8 protein-coding genes are annotated in these 17,475 nt (G+C 70.8%); 4 read left to right on the top strand and 4 right to left on the bottom strand.

All coding sequences use genetic code 11. The features are described 5' to 3' along the window. The first annotated feature begins 29 nt into the window (after positions 1–29). Positions 30–6,014 carry a hypothetical protein gene (locus ACFP1Z_RS30385; RefSeq protein ID WP_390320932.1) on the top strand — a complete coding sequence of 1,995 codons (5,985 nt, stop codon included), beginning with the start codon at positions 30–32 and terminating at the stop codon, positions 6,012–6,014. 102 nt (positions 6,015–6,116) lie between these two features. Here the strand turns inward: ACFP1Z_RS30385 and ACFP1Z_RS30380 are convergent, their stop codons facing one another. The 4 genes from ACFP1Z_RS30380 to ACFP1Z_RS30365 are packed head-to-tail and all read right to left on the bottom strand — an operon-like array spanning position 6,117 to position 11,052. Continuing rightward, positions 6,117–7,472 (bottom strand): AAA family ATPase, encoded by a 1,356-nt coding sequence (locus ACFP1Z_RS30380; protein WP_390320931.1) that lies wholly within the window; start codon positions 7,470–7,472, stop codon positions 6,117–6,119. Continuing rightward, positions 7,469–8,980 (bottom strand): hypothetical protein, encoded by a 1,512-nt coding sequence (locus ACFP1Z_RS30375; RefSeq protein ID WP_390320930.1) that lies wholly within the window; start codon positions 8,978–8,980, stop codon positions 7,469–7,471. The genes ACFP1Z_RS30380 and ACFP1Z_RS30375 overlap by 4 nt, the downstream gene beginning before the upstream one ends. Then, positions 8,977–10,101 carry a hypothetical protein gene (locus ACFP1Z_RS30370; protein ID WP_390320929.1) on the bottom strand — a complete coding sequence of 375 codons (1,125 nt, stop codon included), beginning with the start codon at positions 10,099–10,101 and terminating at the stop codon, positions 8,977–8,979. The genes ACFP1Z_RS30375 and ACFP1Z_RS30370 overlap by 4 nt, the downstream gene beginning before the upstream one ends. A 54-nt stretch (positions 10,102–10,155) precedes the next feature. Continuing rightward, complete coding sequence (locus ACFP1Z_RS30365) at positions 10,156–11,052, bottom strand: hypothetical protein (RefSeq protein ID WP_390320928.1); 897 nt, start codon at positions 11,050–11,052, stop codon at positions 10,156–10,158. A 141-nt stretch (positions 11,053–11,193) separates the two neighbouring features. Between ACFP1Z_RS30365 and ACFP1Z_RS30360 the strand changes: the two genes are divergently transcribed. Genes ACFP1Z_RS30360 through ACFP1Z_RS30350 form a run of 3 tightly spaced genes read left to right on the top strand, consistent with a single transcriptional unit; the run spans position 11,194 to position 17,457 of the window. Next, positions 11,194–12,822, top strand: a complete 1,629-nt coding sequence (locus ACFP1Z_RS30360) for a PD-(D/E)XK nuclease family protein (RefSeq protein ID WP_390320927.1) — start codon at positions 11,194–11,196, stop codon at positions 12,820–12,822. Then, positions 12,819–14,021, top strand: coding sequence for a pPIWI_RE_Y domain-containing protein (locus tag ACFP1Z_RS30355; protein WP_390320926.1), 1,203 nt, complete (start codon positions 12,819–12,821; stop codon positions 14,019–14,021). The genes ACFP1Z_RS30360 and ACFP1Z_RS30355 overlap by 4 nt, the downstream gene beginning before the upstream one ends. After that, positions 14,014–17,457: a pPIWI_RE_Z domain-containing protein gene (locus ACFP1Z_RS30350; protein WP_390320925.1), complete on the top strand. Its 3,444-nt coding sequence runs from the start codon at positions 14,014–14,016 to the stop codon at positions 17,455–17,457. Before ACFP1Z_RS30355 ends, ACFP1Z_RS30350 begins: the two co-directional genes overlap by 8 nt. Positions 17,458–17,475 lie beyond the last annotated feature (18 nt).

The following is a 17,475-nucleotide window of genomic DNA, read 5'->3' as shown; positions in this document are numbered from 1 at the left end:
CGCACACCGACACAAGAGATCAGGACCGAATGACCATCAGCTATCCCGTGAAAGCGGAACCACCCTTCTCCCCACCCGGCATGCCGGTCGGCCCGCTCAAGGAACTGGCCTCGGCGCTCGACGGGCTCGGCTGGGACCTGGGCTCGGCCCTCGGCGAACTCACCGCCGAGGACACGGAACTCGCGCTCAACTCCCTCGGGCCCAAGAACCGCCAGGTCATCATGCAGAATCTCGGCTTCCGCAAAGTCGAGCCGCGGCGCTTCGGCCGCGTGCTGAGCGAGCAGGTGCTCAAGCGGGTGCAGCGGCTGGAGTCGGCCCACGATCGGGAGGGCGCCGCACGTCATCTGACCGCCAGCATCCTCAGCGACATGGACCGCGTGGCCGACGAGCCCGACTCTGTCCGCGCGGGCCACGGGCTCGTCGACCGATGGGGAACACGTCTGTTGGGCCTGGCGCTGTTCTCCGGCCTTCAGGCATCGGAACGCGACGCCCGGCGGCTCGTATGGGCCGCGGAACACGACTGGTGCGGCATCCAGGCGGACGGGACCGCACGGGACGCTGTGTACAAGGCGGCGCAGCGGGTGATCGACGCGACCTCCGGCCTCGATTCCCGCACCGCGCTGCGGGAGGGCGCGGCGGCCGAGGACACGGGGGCGGCCGCTGACCCGGCCTCACAGCTGTTCGGCGATGAGCCGTTGCGGCGACCTGCCGATTCCACGGCGGAGCAGGAGGCCGGTGAGGAGCGGATCTCCCTCGCCGACCTCGCCTCGGCCGGGGACGAAGTCGAGCGCCTCGTCGGCGAGGCGCTCGCCGCCGCCGACCGCCTGCGTATCGCTCTGCTGGATGGCCGCTCGCCCGCCGACCGTGACCTGGCACCGCTCGCTGCCGTCGCTCCGGCGTTCTCCCGAGCGCGGGCCATGCTCGCCGCAGCCGGAGTCACAGGTGTCACCGACCGCCTCGCCGACATCCGCACCGCGATCGAAGAATTCCGTACGACCGCGGAAAGGAACGAGGAAGACGCCCGGATCCGTCGTGTGATGGCGACCGTGCTGAGCCTCGGCTGTGCACCGGGCAGCGCGGTGGCCGAGGTGATCGCGGACGCCAGGCAACGCGCCGAAGGACTGCTCGCGAAGCAGGAGTGGGACGCACAGGACGACGCCTCCGCGCACATCCTCACGTTGCTGGTGCGCCTTGTCGAGATGAGGGAGCAGGGCGACTCGTCCCAAGCGTTCAAGGATCTCCAGCGGCAGCTGTCCGCGACACACACCGCGTACGCGGTGGCGGCTGTCCTCTGCGAGCAGGTCACGGTGGCCGAGGAGACGGACGCCAAGGTCTTCCCCGAAGCCGAGGAGCCCGCCAAGGGCGAGGAGCGTCCGGAAGACCCCGATGCCCGGAAGGAGGAGCAGGGAGAGGCCACCGCACCGGATGACGGCACTGGCGCACCCACGGCGGAAGCACAGGAGGACGCCGAGCCCGCCGTGGCCGAGCGCGGTTCCCTCCCTCTCGATCCCCCTGAGCCGAGGACCGGGCCGCCCCGGCCGGTCACCGTGGTGACCGACGTGGCCGGCCCGTCCACCACCACGGGGACGGACGCCGTCACAGGTGTCCGGGCCAAGGACATCGAGCCGGTCCTCGCCCGTCTCATCGAGGAGAAGCGCTTCGGGCTCGCCGCCCATGTGTCCCGGGCCGCCGACCGCCCGGAAACCGAGGCGGCCGTGCTGCGCCTGGCCGCCGCCGCGACGCTGTTGCGCTCCAGGACCGGCGGCGCGGCCCAGTTCATCGAGCAAACGCTCCACGAATGGGACGAGCGCAAGGAGAGCGACACCGAAGCGCTCTCCCTGATCCTGCTGCCCACCCTGGTGCGCGCGGCCCTGGCGACCGGCGTGCACGTGGTCGGAGCACACCTGAGGGCACTCGCCTCCCAGCTGCCGGATGCCCTGCACGAGGTGGCGACCATGGTGGCGGAGCGTACCGAGCAGAGCGCACTGCTCATCGCGCCGCCCCGTGCCGTCATCGCCGATGTCTCCCAGACGGAGCGTGAACTCCGCGCGGCCGTGGACGGTTGTCAGGCTCTGCTCTCCGCTCCGAAGCTGCGCTTCCAACGCGCCAGTGTCATGGTGCAGCGCTGGCTGGCTCCGACGGGCCTGCTCGGCAGCGTGCTGACCGCGGTCGTGAACGGCGCCCCGGACGCGGAGCGGCGAGCGGACGAGCTGCTGGAGAGCCTCGCCCGCCGCACGCAGATCGAGGCGGCGATCGACGAGATGGACGGCGTCCTGCGCGGATCGGGCGGACGCGGAATCCAGGGCGCGGGCCGCAACAATGTCCGCCAGTACCTGGAACGCGCGCGGGACACCGTACGGGACTGGCGTGCTGTCAAGCGTGACCTGGAAGCGGAACGTTCGGAGAAGAAGGTGTGGGCGTTCCAGTCCGTGGCCTCCCTGCGGCTCTCCCTCCTCGAACGGCGCGAGCGGGTCGCGGACGATCTCACCGCGGCGGAAGGCAGTTCCGTTGCTCTGACGCGAGCCACCGCCTCGGTCGCCCGGGATCTGTTCGAGGAGATCTTCGACGAACTGGAAGCGAGCGGCCGGCCCGCCGAGACAGGACCCGAGCCGGACGTGCGGCACGTCCTGGACGTCGAGCTCTACAAGGCACGGCCCACTCCTCGCGGCGAGCAGCCGGCCGTGGACGGTCTGCTTGAGGCCGTGGACCGCACGTGGGACGAGGCGATCGGCCACCAGCTCAGCCGTGACGAATTCGGGGCGATCCGTGTCATCGCGGACCTCGCCGACCTCGCGATGCTCCCCGCGGCCCACACGCTGACTTTCTCCGAGCGGCGCCGCGCACAGCTCACAGAGAGCGAGAAGGAGCGCCGCGCGGAGCTCGCCGAGAAGGAGCGGCAACTGGCCGCCCAACTCCGACGGTCCCAGGCGGACGAGGCGCTCACTGTCGAACAGGACGTCAGCCTCCAGGAGTCGCTGGCGGACGCCAGAGCGGAGCTGGAGAACGACGGACAGTGCGAGCTGGCCGCGGTCCGCCGCAACCTCGACCGGGTCGAGGAACTCCTGCCCCGTTACCGGCGGGAAGCCGCGGACCGGCTGCGTGCCCGGCTGACCGCGCTGAAGGACGTCAGCGCGGAGGACCGTGAGCGCGTCCTGCGCAACCTGGACACCGACAGCCTGGCCACCGCGGCCGAGCTCGTCTACTTCCTGGAGCTGGGCGAGCCGGTACCGGAGATCAGGTCCGAGGACTCGCACCTGGAGGCGTTCTTCCCCGCGGTGCCCGACGCGCTGCCCGGCGGCGTCGACGCGGAACTGATCGAGGCCGTCAGGGCCCGCGCCCGGTACCGCGACCACGGGATACTGGACTACGCGGCTCTCTCGGAAGAGGAGGCCGAACGGGCCGCCAGGGCCCTGGAGTTGTGGAGCAGGCTCGCGGCGGTCAAGGACCGTAACCAGATCAACCCGCGGGAGAGCCTCACCCCCGCCCTGTCCCTGCTGGGCTACGAGGCACGGCGGGCCCGCCCCCTGGACAATCAGCTGCGTGGCAACGACTACCGGTTCTTCGAACTCGCGGACGTACGGGTCACCGGCCGCGCGTGGGCGCCGGCCTTCGGCTCGCAGATCAAGGACCAGGGAGGCAAGCTGCGCGCCCTGCTGATCTGGGGGCGCCCCGCCGCGAAGCTGTTGATCAGCCGTGCCCTGCGGGACCCCGACGAGAGCACTCTGCTCGTCGTCCACTTCGGGACGCTGGACAGCAGGACCCGCGCCGAGCTGGCCGCCACGCCCCAGGGCAGCAAGCCCATCATGGTCGTCGACGACGCCGCGTTGGCCTACCTCGCCGCCCACGGCAACCGGCGGGTGGACGCCGCGACCGAGACGCTGCTGCCGTTCTCCGCGGTCAATCCGTACATCAAGGAGAAGCGCGGCCAGATCGGCCGGGAGATGTTCTACGGCCGGGACCGCGAGCGCAAGAGCATCCACGACCCGGCGGGGACCCAGATCCTCTACGGCGGCCGGGGCCTGGGCAAGTCGGCCCTGCTCGCCGACGCGGGCGACCGCTTCGAGGAACAGCGGCCCGGGGCGTACCGCAGGCTCTATCTCAACCTGGACAAGATCGGTATCGGCAGGGGAACCGCGCTCGGCGCCGAGGCCATCTGGCCCACGCTGGCGCAGGAGCTCATCAAGGAAGGGGTGCTGGTGGAGCCCCGGCGCCGTGCCCCGCGGCAGGAGGCATGGCAGAGGGTCACCGGCGGAATCGCCCGGTGGCTTGAGCAGGACCCCGACCGGCGGCTGCTCATCCTCCTCGACGAGTGCGACCGCTTCTTCGAGGCGGACGTGCCCGAGTGCACGGAGACCCGCCGCCTGCGGGGCCTGGGCGAGGACTCGCGCGGCCGGGCGAAGGTGGTCTTCGCCGGTCTGCACTCCGTGCAGCGCTTCACCCGGCTGGCCAGGAACGGACCGTTCAGCCACCTGGCACAGACCCCCACGGTTGTCGGGCCCCTCGCCCCGCAGTTCGCGGCCGACCTGATCGTGCATCCGATGCGCGCCCTCGGCTTCGAGTTCGCCGATGTCGATCTCGTGAACCGGGTGCTCGGTTTCTGTTCGTACCAGCCCTTCCTGCTGCAGATCTTCGGCAGCCGGATGGTGCAGGTCATGCAGGACAAGCGGGCACGTGTTCCGCTGGGGCCGCCGCCTTGCACGATCGAGGAATCCGATGTGGACGTGGTGGAACAGGACGCCTCGCTGCGGTCGGACATCACCGCGGCCTTCAAGGACACGCTCGCCCTCGACGACCGCTACCACGTGATCGCCAACGTCCTCGCCCAGCACGCCCGGGACAACGGTCTGGAGACGCGGCTCAGCGACCGGGAGCTGAGGGAGGAATGCGCCGGATGGTGGCCGCGAGGCTTCGAGCAGCTGGACAGTGAGGGCTTCCGCGCCTATTTGCAGGAGATGGTCGGGCTCGGAGTCCTGGCGCCGAACAACGACGGGCAGGGCTGGCACCTGAGAGGCCCCAACGCACTGCGGATGATCGGCACGGCTCAGGAGATCGAGGCGCGGCTCCTGCGGGCCGAGAAGGAATCGCGGCTGGAGGAGACCGTCGTACTGGAGAGCCGTCCGGTCCTCTCGGACGGCAGGTCCGGCCCGCTCACCGTCAACCAGATCGATTACTTGCTGGGCGAGCGTGTCAACCAGGTCCGTGTCGTTCTCGGTACGCAGGCGACCGGTGTCGCGGATGTGGAGCGGACCCTGCGGGAGGTCACCGGCCGGGTGGCGGGCTGGGCGGTACCCCCGATCGACAAGGCCAACACGTTCCGCAAGGAGCTCTCCGCCGGCCGCGCCGGCGAACGGCGGCTGATCATCAGCGATCTCTCGCTCGGCAGCGAGAAATCCTGCCGGGAGTCCCTCGAACTGGCCAGGGTCGTGCTGCCCGACACCGCCGAGGCCACCAGGTCCGTCGTCCTGGTGTCGGGCACCGGGCAGCTCGGCCTGTGGTCCGAGCTCCTCATGGGGGACGACACCGCCCATGGCAGCGTCGTGGTGCTGCGTCGGCACGACGCGAGCAGCCTCAAGGACTGGGCGCAGCGCCACAGCCGCTACGAGGCGGACGAACGGCTGACCCGTCTGGAGACAGCCACCGGAGGCTGGCCGATCCTGCTGGACAAGGTCCTGGAACTGTGCGAGCGCCATCGCGACCAGGACAGGGTGCTGCGGGAACTGACGTCCTGGCTGGAGCAGAGCAGTGGTGCCGAACAGTTCGTCGACGCCGTGGGCCTGCTGGAGCACGACACCCTTGAGACCGCGTACTCCGGCATCGTCGAACAGCTCGGCACCGGGTGGCACGAGGAGGCCGACACAGTGACCGCGGCCGAGCTGGCCGGTCTCGCCCCCGACGACGCACGATGGGCCGTCACCTGTCTGGAGGCCCTCCAGACGCTGGACCGGAACGGCACGCGGCTCCGTATCGAGCCGGTCCTGCACGCGGCGCTCGGCGTGGTGAGGGCCAAGGGCTGATCCGGCGGTGGGGCCGGGACTCGCCGCGGCCCCACCACCGCCCGGCGGGGGAGCGTTCGGCGGATCTCCCGCTTCCGGCCGCACCGCGGCCCGTCCGCGTGATCAAGCCGCCAGGGAGGGGACCGCCACGTCCTTCAGGTCATCCATGACCAACTGGTGCGCCCGCCACCCGTCCGGGAACTTCGGCGGCACGTCCAGATAGACAGGGCTGCTGCGCGGGTGGCGGTCGAGCAGGTCGGTGATGCCGGAGCGGGCCACCACGATGCAGGCGAAGCGGTGGCGGGAGAGCAGGACGCACAGACGGCCGGTCTCCAGGTGGAAGGCGGAGGCGTCCTGGCGGCCGGAGAGCGGGTGCCAGACGAGGGTGACGTCGAACTCGCGGCCCTGGAGGCGGTTGGCGGTGTCCACGGTGACGGCCGTGAGGCCGCGTGCGGTCAGCCGGGACCGGACCGCGTCCGTCTGGACCGTGCGCGCCGTGCCGATCGCCAGGCGGGACTCGGCGAGCGGCTCGCCGTTGACCAGGGCACCACGCTCCAGGAGACGGGCCGCCGTCGCCGCGAGAGCCTCGGCGACCTCGGGGTCGTCGTCGAGGGTGTGGCGGGCGGGCAGCTCCAGCAGGCCCCAGCCGGACTCCGCGGCGCGGGCCAGAACGGTGTCCTGCGGGCTCGCACGGTGGGCGGTGCTGGTGTACGTGAGGACGCGGTCGGCGGCCTTCGTACCGGAGGTGAAGGGGGAGAACGGATAGAACGCCTTCTCCACCAACCGCGCCGCCATCTCCGGCAGCCGCCAGGAGACGGGCAGTTGGCGGCGCTCCAGATCCGCGTTGTGGGCGAGAGTGACGTCGACGGCGTTGCGCAGCGGATCCCAGGTCAGACCGTGCCAACGGTCGGTCTCCACGGTGGCGAACGGATCGAGCTGGCCGGGGTCGCCCACGAACAGGACCTGTGAGTCCTCCGGACCGAACAGCGGAGCCGTCGCGAGCAGGGCGTCCGAGCGCATCTGATACGCCTCGTCGACGATGGCCCAGCGCCACGGGGCGCACTTGTCGACTTTCACGTACGACCACTTCTTCGCCGTGGAGACCACCACGGGCAGGTCGCGCAGATCGGCCACCTCCTTGCTGCCCGCCACATTGGTGTGCCGCCGCACGCGCTCGGGCAGTGTGAAGTCCTTCGCGTGCAAGCGGCCGAGTGTGAGATGCGGGTACTCCCGGGCGATGCTGTCGACCAGGTCGTCGACCTGTTCGTTGGTCTGCGCGACGATCATGAGCTGGTGCCCGGCCGCCGTGAGGTGGCCGGCGGCGCGCTTGACGAGCGTGGACTTTCCGGCGCCGGGAGGGGAGTCCACGACCACACCCCGGCCTGTGGTGGTGTCCAGGCTCGACAGGATGTCCGCCACTGCCCTGTCGGCGCGGGCACCGGGCGTGGTGTCGGTTTCGGGTACCGGGACGGCTGTCATTCCCAGATCTCCTCCGCGTCGTCTTCTGTGGGCTCGTACGGCTGCGGCGGACCACCGTGCGTCCACGGAGTGTCCTCGTCGGCAGGCAGGACGGACGGCATGCTCTGGGGGTCGGCCGAGGTGTAGGTGACGGTCTCGCCGACCTCGGCCAGCGTGCCCGGAGGAGCCGGAGGTTTGCTCTTCCTGTTGAATCCGCCGTTCAGCTGGACCACCACGACATGGGCGGCACCGTCCGGCAGGACCTCGACGATCTCGGCCTTCTGACCGGGGCGCGCCGGGGACTTGACCTCATCGCCCGCACCGAGGCGTACCGGCAGCTCGCTGCGCACGGTGATCGTCGGCCGCCACAGCGTGGACCCGGGGCGCGCACCCGGGACGAAACGGTCCTCGTCCCGGGCCACGACCTCACCGGTGAACGCCTCGCCCGTCAGCTCGTACTCCGCCATCATCAACGGGTCGTCGTACGCCCGCTCGGCGTCGTACCGCGCCCTCGCCTCCTCCAGGCGCGCGAGCCGCCTGGCCGCCCCGACCGCGTGGTCACGGCGGGCCTGCGGGCGGCCGTCGTCGTCGAGATAGGCGACGTACTCGGAGAACAGACGCCGGTCGTACGCCCATCGCTCCGTGACGTGCCCGCCGGCCGGCAACGCGCGCAGCAGGTCCACGCCACGCCACACCAGCTGCCAGGTCGGCAGCATCTGGGCCTGGAGCTCGCGGTCGATCTGACGGCCGGCCGCTTCCCGTGCACGGCCTTCTCCCGCCTCGTCGTAGCGTGACATCAGCTCGTCCAGGGTGCGGTCGAAGACCGGGTCGGTCGCCGGTCCTGCGGGCGGCCACACCACAGGGTCCTCAGCCTCCAGGGCGGCCTCGGCGCCGTCGCGTCCGGGAGGCGGGTCGATCCAGGCGAGCAGCGACGCCAGATGCGAGTCCTCCGACGGACTCTGCCCGGTGGCCCAGTTGGCGGCGAGCAGTCGGGTCGTGGCCTGCAGCAGGCAGGAGCCCGGGAACTCCGCCCGGTCGGCGAACCAGGTCAGCCACTTGCCGAGGGCGGGCACCGACGGGGCCACGGCGTGCGGCCCCTCCACGGAGCGCAGCCTGGTCAGCCGGCCGAGCCGGCGGAGGTAGGCGATGCCTTCGCCGTTCGGCACGAGGAGCTGTGGCGCGCGCAGGAACCGTCGGCGCTCCTCCTTCTCCTTGCCGCGCCCGACGGTGTACATGTCCGTCTCCGCCGTACGGCACGTCTCGATGTACGGCAGCAGGAGCTCCGCGAGACGCTCGACGAAGCGGAACCGTTCGGCGCGATCACGGGGTTGCCGTACCGTCAGCAGCACGGGGCGGGCCGGGTCCGTTCCGGCGAGGGCGGCCAGCGGAGCGCAGGCCTCCCCGGCGAGTCTCAACGGCACCAGGACGAAGGGGCGTTCTTCCAGGTGCTCATGACGTACCGTCGTCAGTCGTTCGGCGTGTCCGGTCTCGGTGGCCCGCAGGGCGGCCACGGCGGCGAGCGTGCTCATGCGACATCACCTCGGCGCAGACGGCGCAGCCGGTCGGCGGCGCGCAGTCGGGTGACGGCGGCCGCTTCGGCGGCCCCCGGCGCGTGCACTCCGTTGAGATAGCCGAGGGCGGTGCGGGTGGAGTCGACGCCGGGAAGGGCGTTGCGCACCGTGCTGCCCAGCCGGGCGGGGGAGGCGCATGCCGTCGCCTCGTCCCGGCAGTAGCGGGCCATCTCGCAGAAGGACAGGCAGTCGGGCGTGTAGGAGGCGTCCAATGCCCCTACCGATGCTTCGAGTTCGGCCCTGTCGCGGTCGGTGTCGAGGGTGGCCGACGGCGGGAGACCGAGCGCCAGCCGGTCGGCGCGGCGCAGCCGGGTCAGCTGGAAGCGCAGGGCGTCGAGCTCCTGCCGGAGGTCCACCAGACGGCCGTAGGGTCGGTTGGAGAAGTCCTTCGGGCAGATGAGCAGGAATTCGTGGGCGATCTGCCCGGGGTCCAGGCCGAGTTCTTCGAAGACGTGGTGCAGCGCGAGCACGGACACGGCGGCCTGTTTCGCGGTCTGTGCGACGGCTGTCGGGTCCGCCTGTCCGTCGATCGCGGGGAACGAGCGGATTTCGCACACGTAGAACTTCCCGCCGACGCGGTGGGTCAGGGCGTGGGGCTCCAGGTAGGCGGTCTGTCCGGCGACTTCCAGGGTGAGAACGGGCCGGTCGAGGATCAGGCGCGCGTCGTTGCCGGAGGCCAGGCGGCTCAGGAGCCGGTGGGTTTCCTTGGCCCGCCGCACGACAGAGGGGTCACCGTCCACCTCGTTGAGGTCGGCGACCGCGGCTTCTGCCACGGGGGCGTTGAGCTGTTCGCGCAGCAGGCGGATGAGCTCGGCGTAACTGCCCCACTTCACCAGCGCCTCGAAGGCCTGCTCGCGGGCTATCGCGAAGGGGGACCGGCCGAACCGCGGCTCGTGGCCCATGCGTTGGGCGAGGGCGGCCTTGTCGATGCCGGCGGCGTCCAGGACGGCGCGGCGGGAGCAGGCCGGATTGGCGGTGAGAGCGGTGATCTTGCGCGCGGTGTAGGCCTGCGGGGGGCGGGGGCCGCGCAGTGTGGCGAGCCTGCCGTCGCGGGGTGCTAAGGGGTGCTGCGGGGGCATCTTCTCTTCTTACACGGGGTTCTGTGGTGGCACCGGGCGATTCCGGTGCGCAATTCAGCGAGTTGTGCCCCCGGCGTCGCGCAGGGCGTTGTGCAGTGGTGCCGCTCCGAAGAGTTGCTGGACGTCGGTGAGCCGGTCGCGCGCGCGATCCGCGGCTGCTCGTCGCTGAGCGTCGTCCGACTCCTGATGGACCGCGGCCTCGGTGTGCGCTGCGGAGATCACCCGCTCGGGATCGAGGTCGTCGGTGTCGTACGCGCCAGGGATGTTGAGTGCGAAGCGGCGCAACAACTGCCAGGCGGCGTCCGACGGGGGATGTCCCGCGGCGCTGAGCCGCCGGATCTGCTCGGCGGTGCCGACGGCGTGGGTCAGGAAGTCGGCGCGCTGGCTGAGCGGGGCGATGATGCGCTGCTCCAGGGGCCAGACCGATACGGCCAGCAGGCCGCGGGCGGGTGTCAGGCGGTCGTGGTTGAGGGCCGCGCAGATGTAGTACGGGCGGGCGTACCCCTGGGCGCTGAAGGAACGTTCCTCGTCGCGGCGGAGCGAGGCGAGCCTGGTGGCGACGAGCGGCTCGGTGAAGAACGCCTCGTACACGGACGAGATGAGCTTCGGGGAGGCCGGCGCGCCGAGCAGGGTGAGGGACTGGTGGACCTGCTCCCGGATGGGAACGGCACCCTGCACGGAGCGTTTTTCCTGCTGGGTCCGCCAGGCCGGAGGTGCCACTGGTGCTGGTGCTGCTGCGGGCAGGGCGGCGCCGCGCGCGGCCCGCTCCTCGCCGGGGGCGCCCTCGGCCGCCTCCTCGGCGTCAAGTGCCCGCTCCCAGGCGGCCTCCACCTGGCGCAGCTCACCGCGGATACGGGAAGCGGCGACGGAGTCGCGGGCGCGCCGCGCCTCGCGCAGCCGGGCGCGCAGCCGCGACAGGCGCTCCTCCAGATCCTCCAGCGATGCGGTCATGGGCGCAGCGTACCTTCTCGGCCATTGAATTCCAAGAACCTCCAAAGTGTTCCAAGATTCTGCGCTACGCTCGTGCCGAACGGCCGGCCGAGAACCCGGCCGGGTCGGCTGAACTCTGCGTTCCCGCAGGAGGGTTGGGGCATGGCGGACTGTGCGGCATGGCACATACGGCAATGGATGACGGGGGACGAGAGCCTCGTGCGCATCGGGCCGGGGACCGGGTCGGGCACGGAGGAGACGCTCGGCTGCCCGGCCCGCGACGCGGCCAAGGCCCGCCCGGGGATCAGGACCCGGGTGCCGTCGAGGCTGCCCCACGAGCACCTGGAGACCTTCACCCTCGGCCCGGTGTGCGAGGTCCTGGACCTGATCGAGTTCGACGGTGAGCCGCTTGAGCGGGCCCTCGACGCGCTGCTCGACCGGCCGCGGCCTCTCCACCCCGGACACCTGGCCTACGCCGAGCACGCCGTCCGGCTCTACGCGGGCCACCCGGACCCGCAGGGACTCATCCCGGTCAAGCCGTACTGGGTGGTGCGCAAGGACAACGGACGGCGCTGGGAACTGTACGCGTGGTGGCGCCGCTACCAGTCGGCCGACGGCAGTGTGCGCGAGTACCGGAGGCTCAGGCACGCCGACGCGCGTGAGTCGACGCCGGGCGAGATCGCGATCGCCGCGTACACTGCGGCGTTCGGCTCCAGCGCCTCGTGGCCGCGCCACTGGTCCCAGGAGTTCACCCTCCACGCCTCGCCGTCGCGGCCCACGCACGTACGGATCGTCGAGGTCGGGCTGGGGGACGGCTCGCGGAGCGTGGAGTTCGAGGGCACCGTGGACGAGGCCAAGGCGTACTACGACGCCCATGGCGACGCCCACGTGAGGAGCGTGGTCAAGGGCGGCCCCGAACGGCCCGGCCCTGCCTGCGTCGACTGCAAGCAGTTCACCGGGTGTGGCGCCGTGCGCCGCTCACCGGGTGCCCTCGCCCTGCCCTCCCGCGGACTGCCGCTGCGCAAGGTCTCGGTCAGCGACCTCCGGTATCACGCCGTCTGCCCCGCTCAGGGATTTCTGCGGTCCTTGCACCTTCCCCGGCCCGACGAGTACAGCGATGCGGCCAAACTCGGCCAGGCCGTGCACGGATGGATCGAGGCACTGCACCGGCGTGACGGATGGCCCGCCTGCACGATGGCCGACATGCCCGCCGCGGGGGAGAACTGGACCCAGGGCCGGTGGCAGGTGCCCGACGAGGAGGCCGAACTGGGCCGCAGGATGCTCCTCCACCACGTGGACGCCTGCCCGTTCCAGGACTCCGGTCTCGTCGAGCGGGCCGAGCCCGAGTCACTGCGCGTCGTCCACGACACCGCCGCTCAGGCCCTCGTCGTCGCCAAGCCCGACCTGCTCTACCGCGAGGACGGCTCCTGGGTGTGGCGAGAACTCAAGACGACGCGCACACCGTCCCGCCGGTCCGGTGACCTCCTCGACACATATCCCCAGCTCGCCCTGGCCGTCGTGCTGCTGGAGCAAGGAGCGCTGGGCGGCGACCCCGACGGTTCCAGGGTCGAAGTGGAGATCCTCAGGCCCGACGGAGCCGATCCCCACGTGATCGACCCCACGGACCCCGAACGTCTGACGAAGGCACAGTCCGTGCTCCGGCGGTATGCCGGCCCCTGGCGAGCGGACCACACGTGGGAGGCCAGGCCGGGCCGCCACTGTCGCTCGTGTCCGGTATCGCGGTGGTGCGCGAGCGCCGCGCCCGGTGACGACATGGAGGAGCAGGCATGACCGTACGTGACACGCCGGGCGTACCGTTCGGGCCCCGCGGTCCCGGCGCGGCACCCGAAGCGGCCGAGGGCGCGGACGAGTTCCTCCTCCGGCAGATCGCCGGAGCCCTGGCCTTCCTGTCCCGGCTGTGCACCGTGCCCCATCCCGTTTATCCGGCCAAGGTGCAGAACGCGTACAACCGGCTCGTCCTGCACTGCCTCCGCCGCGGGGAGGAACCTCCCGGCAGTATCCCCGAGATGGTCCGCTGGGCGTGTGAACGGCCGTTGCCGGAGTGGCCGCTGGACCTGCCCGACGAGGCGAAGTCGCTCACCGGACCGCTTGTGGACCCCGAGTCCCGGCTACCGCACCAGTCGTGTCTCGAATGGGAAGTGAACGCTGCCGATCCGGCCGCCGAACTCTTCGAGAACCAGCGGATCCTCGAAGCCCTCGCCGTGTGCAGGGCCGCCAGGAACCCCCAGGCCTACACCGCGTTCCGGTCCCTGCTCACGAACCGGCCGGTTCTCACCGGTGTCGACCTCGCGCTGCTCGGCGGGAACGCGGAGTTCGGCATGCTGCTCCACCACATCATCAAGCAGTGCTACGAGCCGGTGCCGGCCTCCTACCTCGGCGACGACGGGACGTACCGGCAGTGCGGACGGTGCCGTTGTCTGATGGTGCCCTTGCCCGACGGATCGCACCGGTGCGAACTGGACCGCTGCCGTCGTGACGTCACGAGTCATGCCGCAACACTCCTGCGTGCCGACCAAAGCGGTCTCCACCAGCTCAGCCGCCCCCTGCGGATGTTCGTCACCAGTCCGGGGATCGCCGAGACCGACATCGAAGCCGCCCTGAGGACGAGGTTCGGCATCGTCGCCGAGATGTGGCCCAACTATGACGCGTACGACCTGCGTGTCCCGCTGCCCGGGCTCAGGCACTGGGCCGTGGACGTCAAGGACCGTGTGAATCCCGTCCAGTTGGCCCGTACCCTCACCCCCTTCCGCACCGACCCGCCGTACGACCGGGCCTTCCTCGTCGTACCCCACTACCGCTTCCGGGAGAACGAGGCGTACGGCCGGCAGTTCCACCGTCACCTCCCCGACGACCTGACCGGCCGCGTCACGCTCGTCGACGACCGGACGTTCCTGCGCCTTGTCGGCGAGGAAGCCGCCACCCTGCCCGGAACCGGTCGCTCGCGCAAGGAAGGAGAACGCCATGCGTGATCGCAGTGGCTGGCACCGCCGGTGCGCCCCGCGGCAGCTCGCCGAAGTGTGGCCGGACAGCCTCGGTGCCTTCCGGCCCGGGGACCTTCTCGACGTCGAGCTCGGGCTGTACCTGCTCCAGAGCGTGACGCCCACCCGCGCTGCCATCGATGTGTGGCCGCTGCTCGGGGGCTATCCCTACAGCGAGGCGTTCGGTGATGTGGACTCCGACGGGCAGCGCGTGCGCATCCTGCGCGCCCGCCACCACTTGTGGGACCTCAGACGGGGACGTGCCTGGACCGAGGCACTCACGGCCTACCTGGACGTACCGCAGCACCTGCGCGGATACGACGTCGAGGGCATGGATGCGGTCCCACGCCGCCGTGAACCCGCCCGCGCGGCCCGGCGATTCGAGGTCTTCGAGGAACTGCTCACCCAGGCACCCGCGTTCGCGACCCGCCACATCCCGCTCGCCGAGGCGGGGGAGCACACCTTCCGGGCACAGGAGCGTGTCCACTCCGTCGAGTTCACCGAGGAACTGCTGACCGGCTCAAGTCCGCGCTCCCATGCCCTCGACGCGCGTCCCGCCGGGGACGGAGCGCCCCTGGACGTCACCTGGACGGAGCTTGAGAAGGCCGCCGCGGCGATGGACGCGGCCGAGGCAGCCGCACCGGACGGCACCCGCAACAGTTGGCTCCGGCGACTGCGCCGCGCCAAACTGCTCGTACGTGACGATGAACTCGGCCGCTTCACCCAGCAGGGCCGGCTCAGGATCGACCGGCTGCTGCACATGGTCGGCATGGTCGGCGCGGGGAAGTCCACGATCCGCGACATCCTCACGTACCACCTGGTCACCTGTTCGCCCCGCCGCGTCACCATCGTGGTCGGCGATGTCGCCGAGACCCTCGCCGTTGTCGAGCAGTTCTCCCGGCTCGGGGTGCGGGCCGCGCCGATCCTCGGCCACTCCACACGCGAACGCAACATCAGCCGCCTCCACCGCCGTACCGCCACGGCCGGCGCCACCACCATGCTCGGCCACGACCACGCCGGCTTCGCGTACCTGAGCAGTGCCTGTCCCGTGGACGTACTGCGCGGCATGGAGGCCCGCAGGCCGCTCGGTATCCGGGAAGCGCCCTGTCTCGGGCTGTACACCGTCCCGGGGCAGGAGGAGAGCGCCTCCGACCCGCTGCTCGACGAAGAGTTCCCGGCCGGCTGGACGGCGGACCGGCCCAAGCCGCAAAGGCGCCTGTGCCCGCTGTGGAACCGCTGTCCGCGGCACCAAGGCGCCAGGGACCTCCTCGACGCCCAGGTCTGGGTCGGCACACCGGCCGGTCTGGTGCACAGTTCCGTGCCACAGCACCAGCACGACGAGCAACTTCGGTACCTGGAACTCGCCTGCCGCCTCAGCGACTTGATCATCGTGGACGAGGCAGACCGGGTGCAGACGCACCTCGACACGGCTTTCGCCCCGGCCAGCACACTGGTCGGCACATACCCCAACTCCTGGTTCGACGAGGTCGCCGTCCACAAGTTCCAGCAGATGGCGCGCGACGGACGGCTCCAGCTCTCCGCACGCGATGTCGACGACTGGACCAACGCGGTCAACACCGTCAGCGCGGCCACTGACCGGCTCTACGCCCTGCTGGTGAAGGACGACCAGCTCAGGCGATGGATCAGCATCGACTACTTCAGCGCCTTCACCCTGCACAATCTGCTGATCGACAGCTGGTTCCCCGGGCGCGAACCGGGCCGGCGGCCACTGCCGTCGGCACGGCTGCTGGACGAGGCACTGCTGCGCTTCCGGGACGACCCCCTGCACGAGCAGCAGAGCAAGAGCGACGACGACCAGGTGACCCCGCTCGTCAACACTTTCGTGCACCTCACCCTGGAGCTGCTTCACGCACCTCAGGGCTCCCGCACCCGCGAGCGGCTGCGGGACACCCTCACCAGCGTCGTCGGCCGAGACTCCGGCGTACTCGACCGGATGGACGTCCAGGCCCGACGGTTCGAGTTCACTCTGATCCTCGCCGCCCTGCACAGCCGCCTCGACTTCATGACCACCCTGTGGCCCCGGGTCGAAGCCGCCCTCAACCTGGAAAACGCCTCCAACGTGCTCTCCCGTCGGCCTCCCAAGGACTACGAAGCCGTCATCCCCGAATCGCCCATGGGCAACGTGCTCGGCTTCCAGTTCCGTCACGACGAGCGGGAGCGCGACGGAGACCGCAGTGGTGAGCTGCGCTTCTTCCACTGCAACGGGGTGGGCCGCGAATTGCTCATGCGGCTCGGCGACCTGTGCCTGGTGGACGACAGGCCCGCCCCGCACGTCCTGCTCATGTCCGCCACCAGCTGGTCCGGCACCTCCACCAGGTATCACCTGCACGCTGAGGTCGGCGCCGTACTGCGCCCCCGGGACGAGGAAGTCGCCGCGGTCCTCGGCACCGAGTTCCGCAAGGAGTTCCTCTACTGGCCCGGCGGTGACCGTCCCCGCCCCGTGCGCCTGTCGGGCTGCGACCCCGAGGAACGTCCCCAGGCACTCCTGGAGATGCTGCGCCAGCTCGCTGTCCCCGACCGCAGTCTGCCCGACTCGGTCAGCATGCTGGACGCCGAGCTGGCCGAGATCGACGCCCCGGACCGGCGCCGCATCCTGCTCCTCGTGGGAAGTTACGAAGAGGCGCGCCGAGCCGCCGAGTACCTCCATCAGATTCCGGAGTGGAACGGCCGTGTCGTCCAACTGGTCTCGGACGACGCGGACGCCGACACCGCCTGGACCCGGATGCCCGAGGACACCGCGGTGCGCATCCTCCAGCGGGGGGATGTGAAGTCCTTCCCCAGGCTGGAGGGCGACGTCCTCGTCGCGCCGCTCCTCGCGGTCGAGCGCGGACACAACATCGTGCTGAAGACGGGCGAGGCGGCCATCGGAAGTGTCTACTTCCTGGCCCGCCCACACCCCCGACCCGACGACATCTCGCTCGCCGTTCAGTCCATCAACGACTGGGCGTTGCGCCAACTCCGGGATATCGGAGGCGAGTTCACCCAAGGCGTGCTGGCGGGGGCGACTCCCCACCAGGCTGCCGTCGGCTTCCGCAGCCGTGCTCGCCATCGCTGGAACCGCTTCCTCACCCGCCGCCTGGCGTGGTCCAGCCTCCGCGACGACGAGAAGACCGCCTTCACCTGGGACCAGCTCGTGGTGATGTGGCAGGTCATCGGCCGGCTCGTACGCGGAGGTGTGCCCGCTCGGGTGGTCTTCGTCGACGCCGCGTTCTCACCGCGAGAGGCCGGATTCCAGGCCACGGACACCCCTGACACCAGTCTGCTGTCGAGCATGCGCGCCGTGCTCGCGCCCTACTTCGACGAGGGGCCCGACACCGGGACGGGGCCGGACATCTCGCCGATCGACAAGTCGCTCGTGCGTGAACTGTACGAACCGCTCTACCGCGCACTCGTGGACATGGGCTGACGGCCCCGCGTTCCCGTT

Source organism: Streptomyces gamaensis, assembly GCF_042656465.1.
In the GTDB taxonomy this organism is placed as follows: Bacteria; Actinomycetota; Actinomycetes; order Streptomycetales; family Streptomycetaceae; genus Streptomyces; species Streptomyces gamaensis.
This window is presented reverse-complemented; position numbering and strand designations above follow the sequence as displayed.

Coding starts and splice junctions, on each gene's coding strand:
- ACFP1Z_RS30385 (WP_390320932.1), top strand. CDS start 30: ATGACCATCAGCTATCCCGTGAAAGCGGAACCACCCTTCTCCCCACCC.
- ACFP1Z_RS30380 (WP_390320931.1), bottom strand. CDS start 7,472: ATGACAGCCGTCCCGGTACCCGAAACCGACACCACGCCCGGTGCCCGC.
- ACFP1Z_RS30375 (WP_390320930.1), bottom strand. CDS start 8,980: ATGAGCACGCTCGCCGCCGTGGCCGCCCTGCGGGCCACCGAGACCGGA.
- ACFP1Z_RS30370 (WP_390320929.1), bottom strand. CDS start 10,101: ATGCCCCCGCAGCACCCCTTAGCACCCCGCGACGGCAGGCTCGCCACA.
- ACFP1Z_RS30365 (WP_390320928.1), bottom strand. CDS start 11,052: ATGACCGCATCGCTGGAGGATCTGGAGGAGCGCCTGTCGCGGCTGCGC.
- ACFP1Z_RS30360 (WP_390320927.1), top strand. CDS start 11,194: ATGGCGGACTGTGCGGCATGGCACATACGGCAATGGATGACGGGGGAC.
- ACFP1Z_RS30355 (WP_390320926.1), top strand. CDS start 12,819: ATGACCGTACGTGACACGCCGGGCGTACCGTTCGGGCCCCGCGGTCCC.
- ACFP1Z_RS30350 (WP_390320925.1), top strand. CDS start 14,014: ATGCGTGATCGCAGTGGCTGGCACCGCCGGTGCGCCCCGCGGCAGCTC.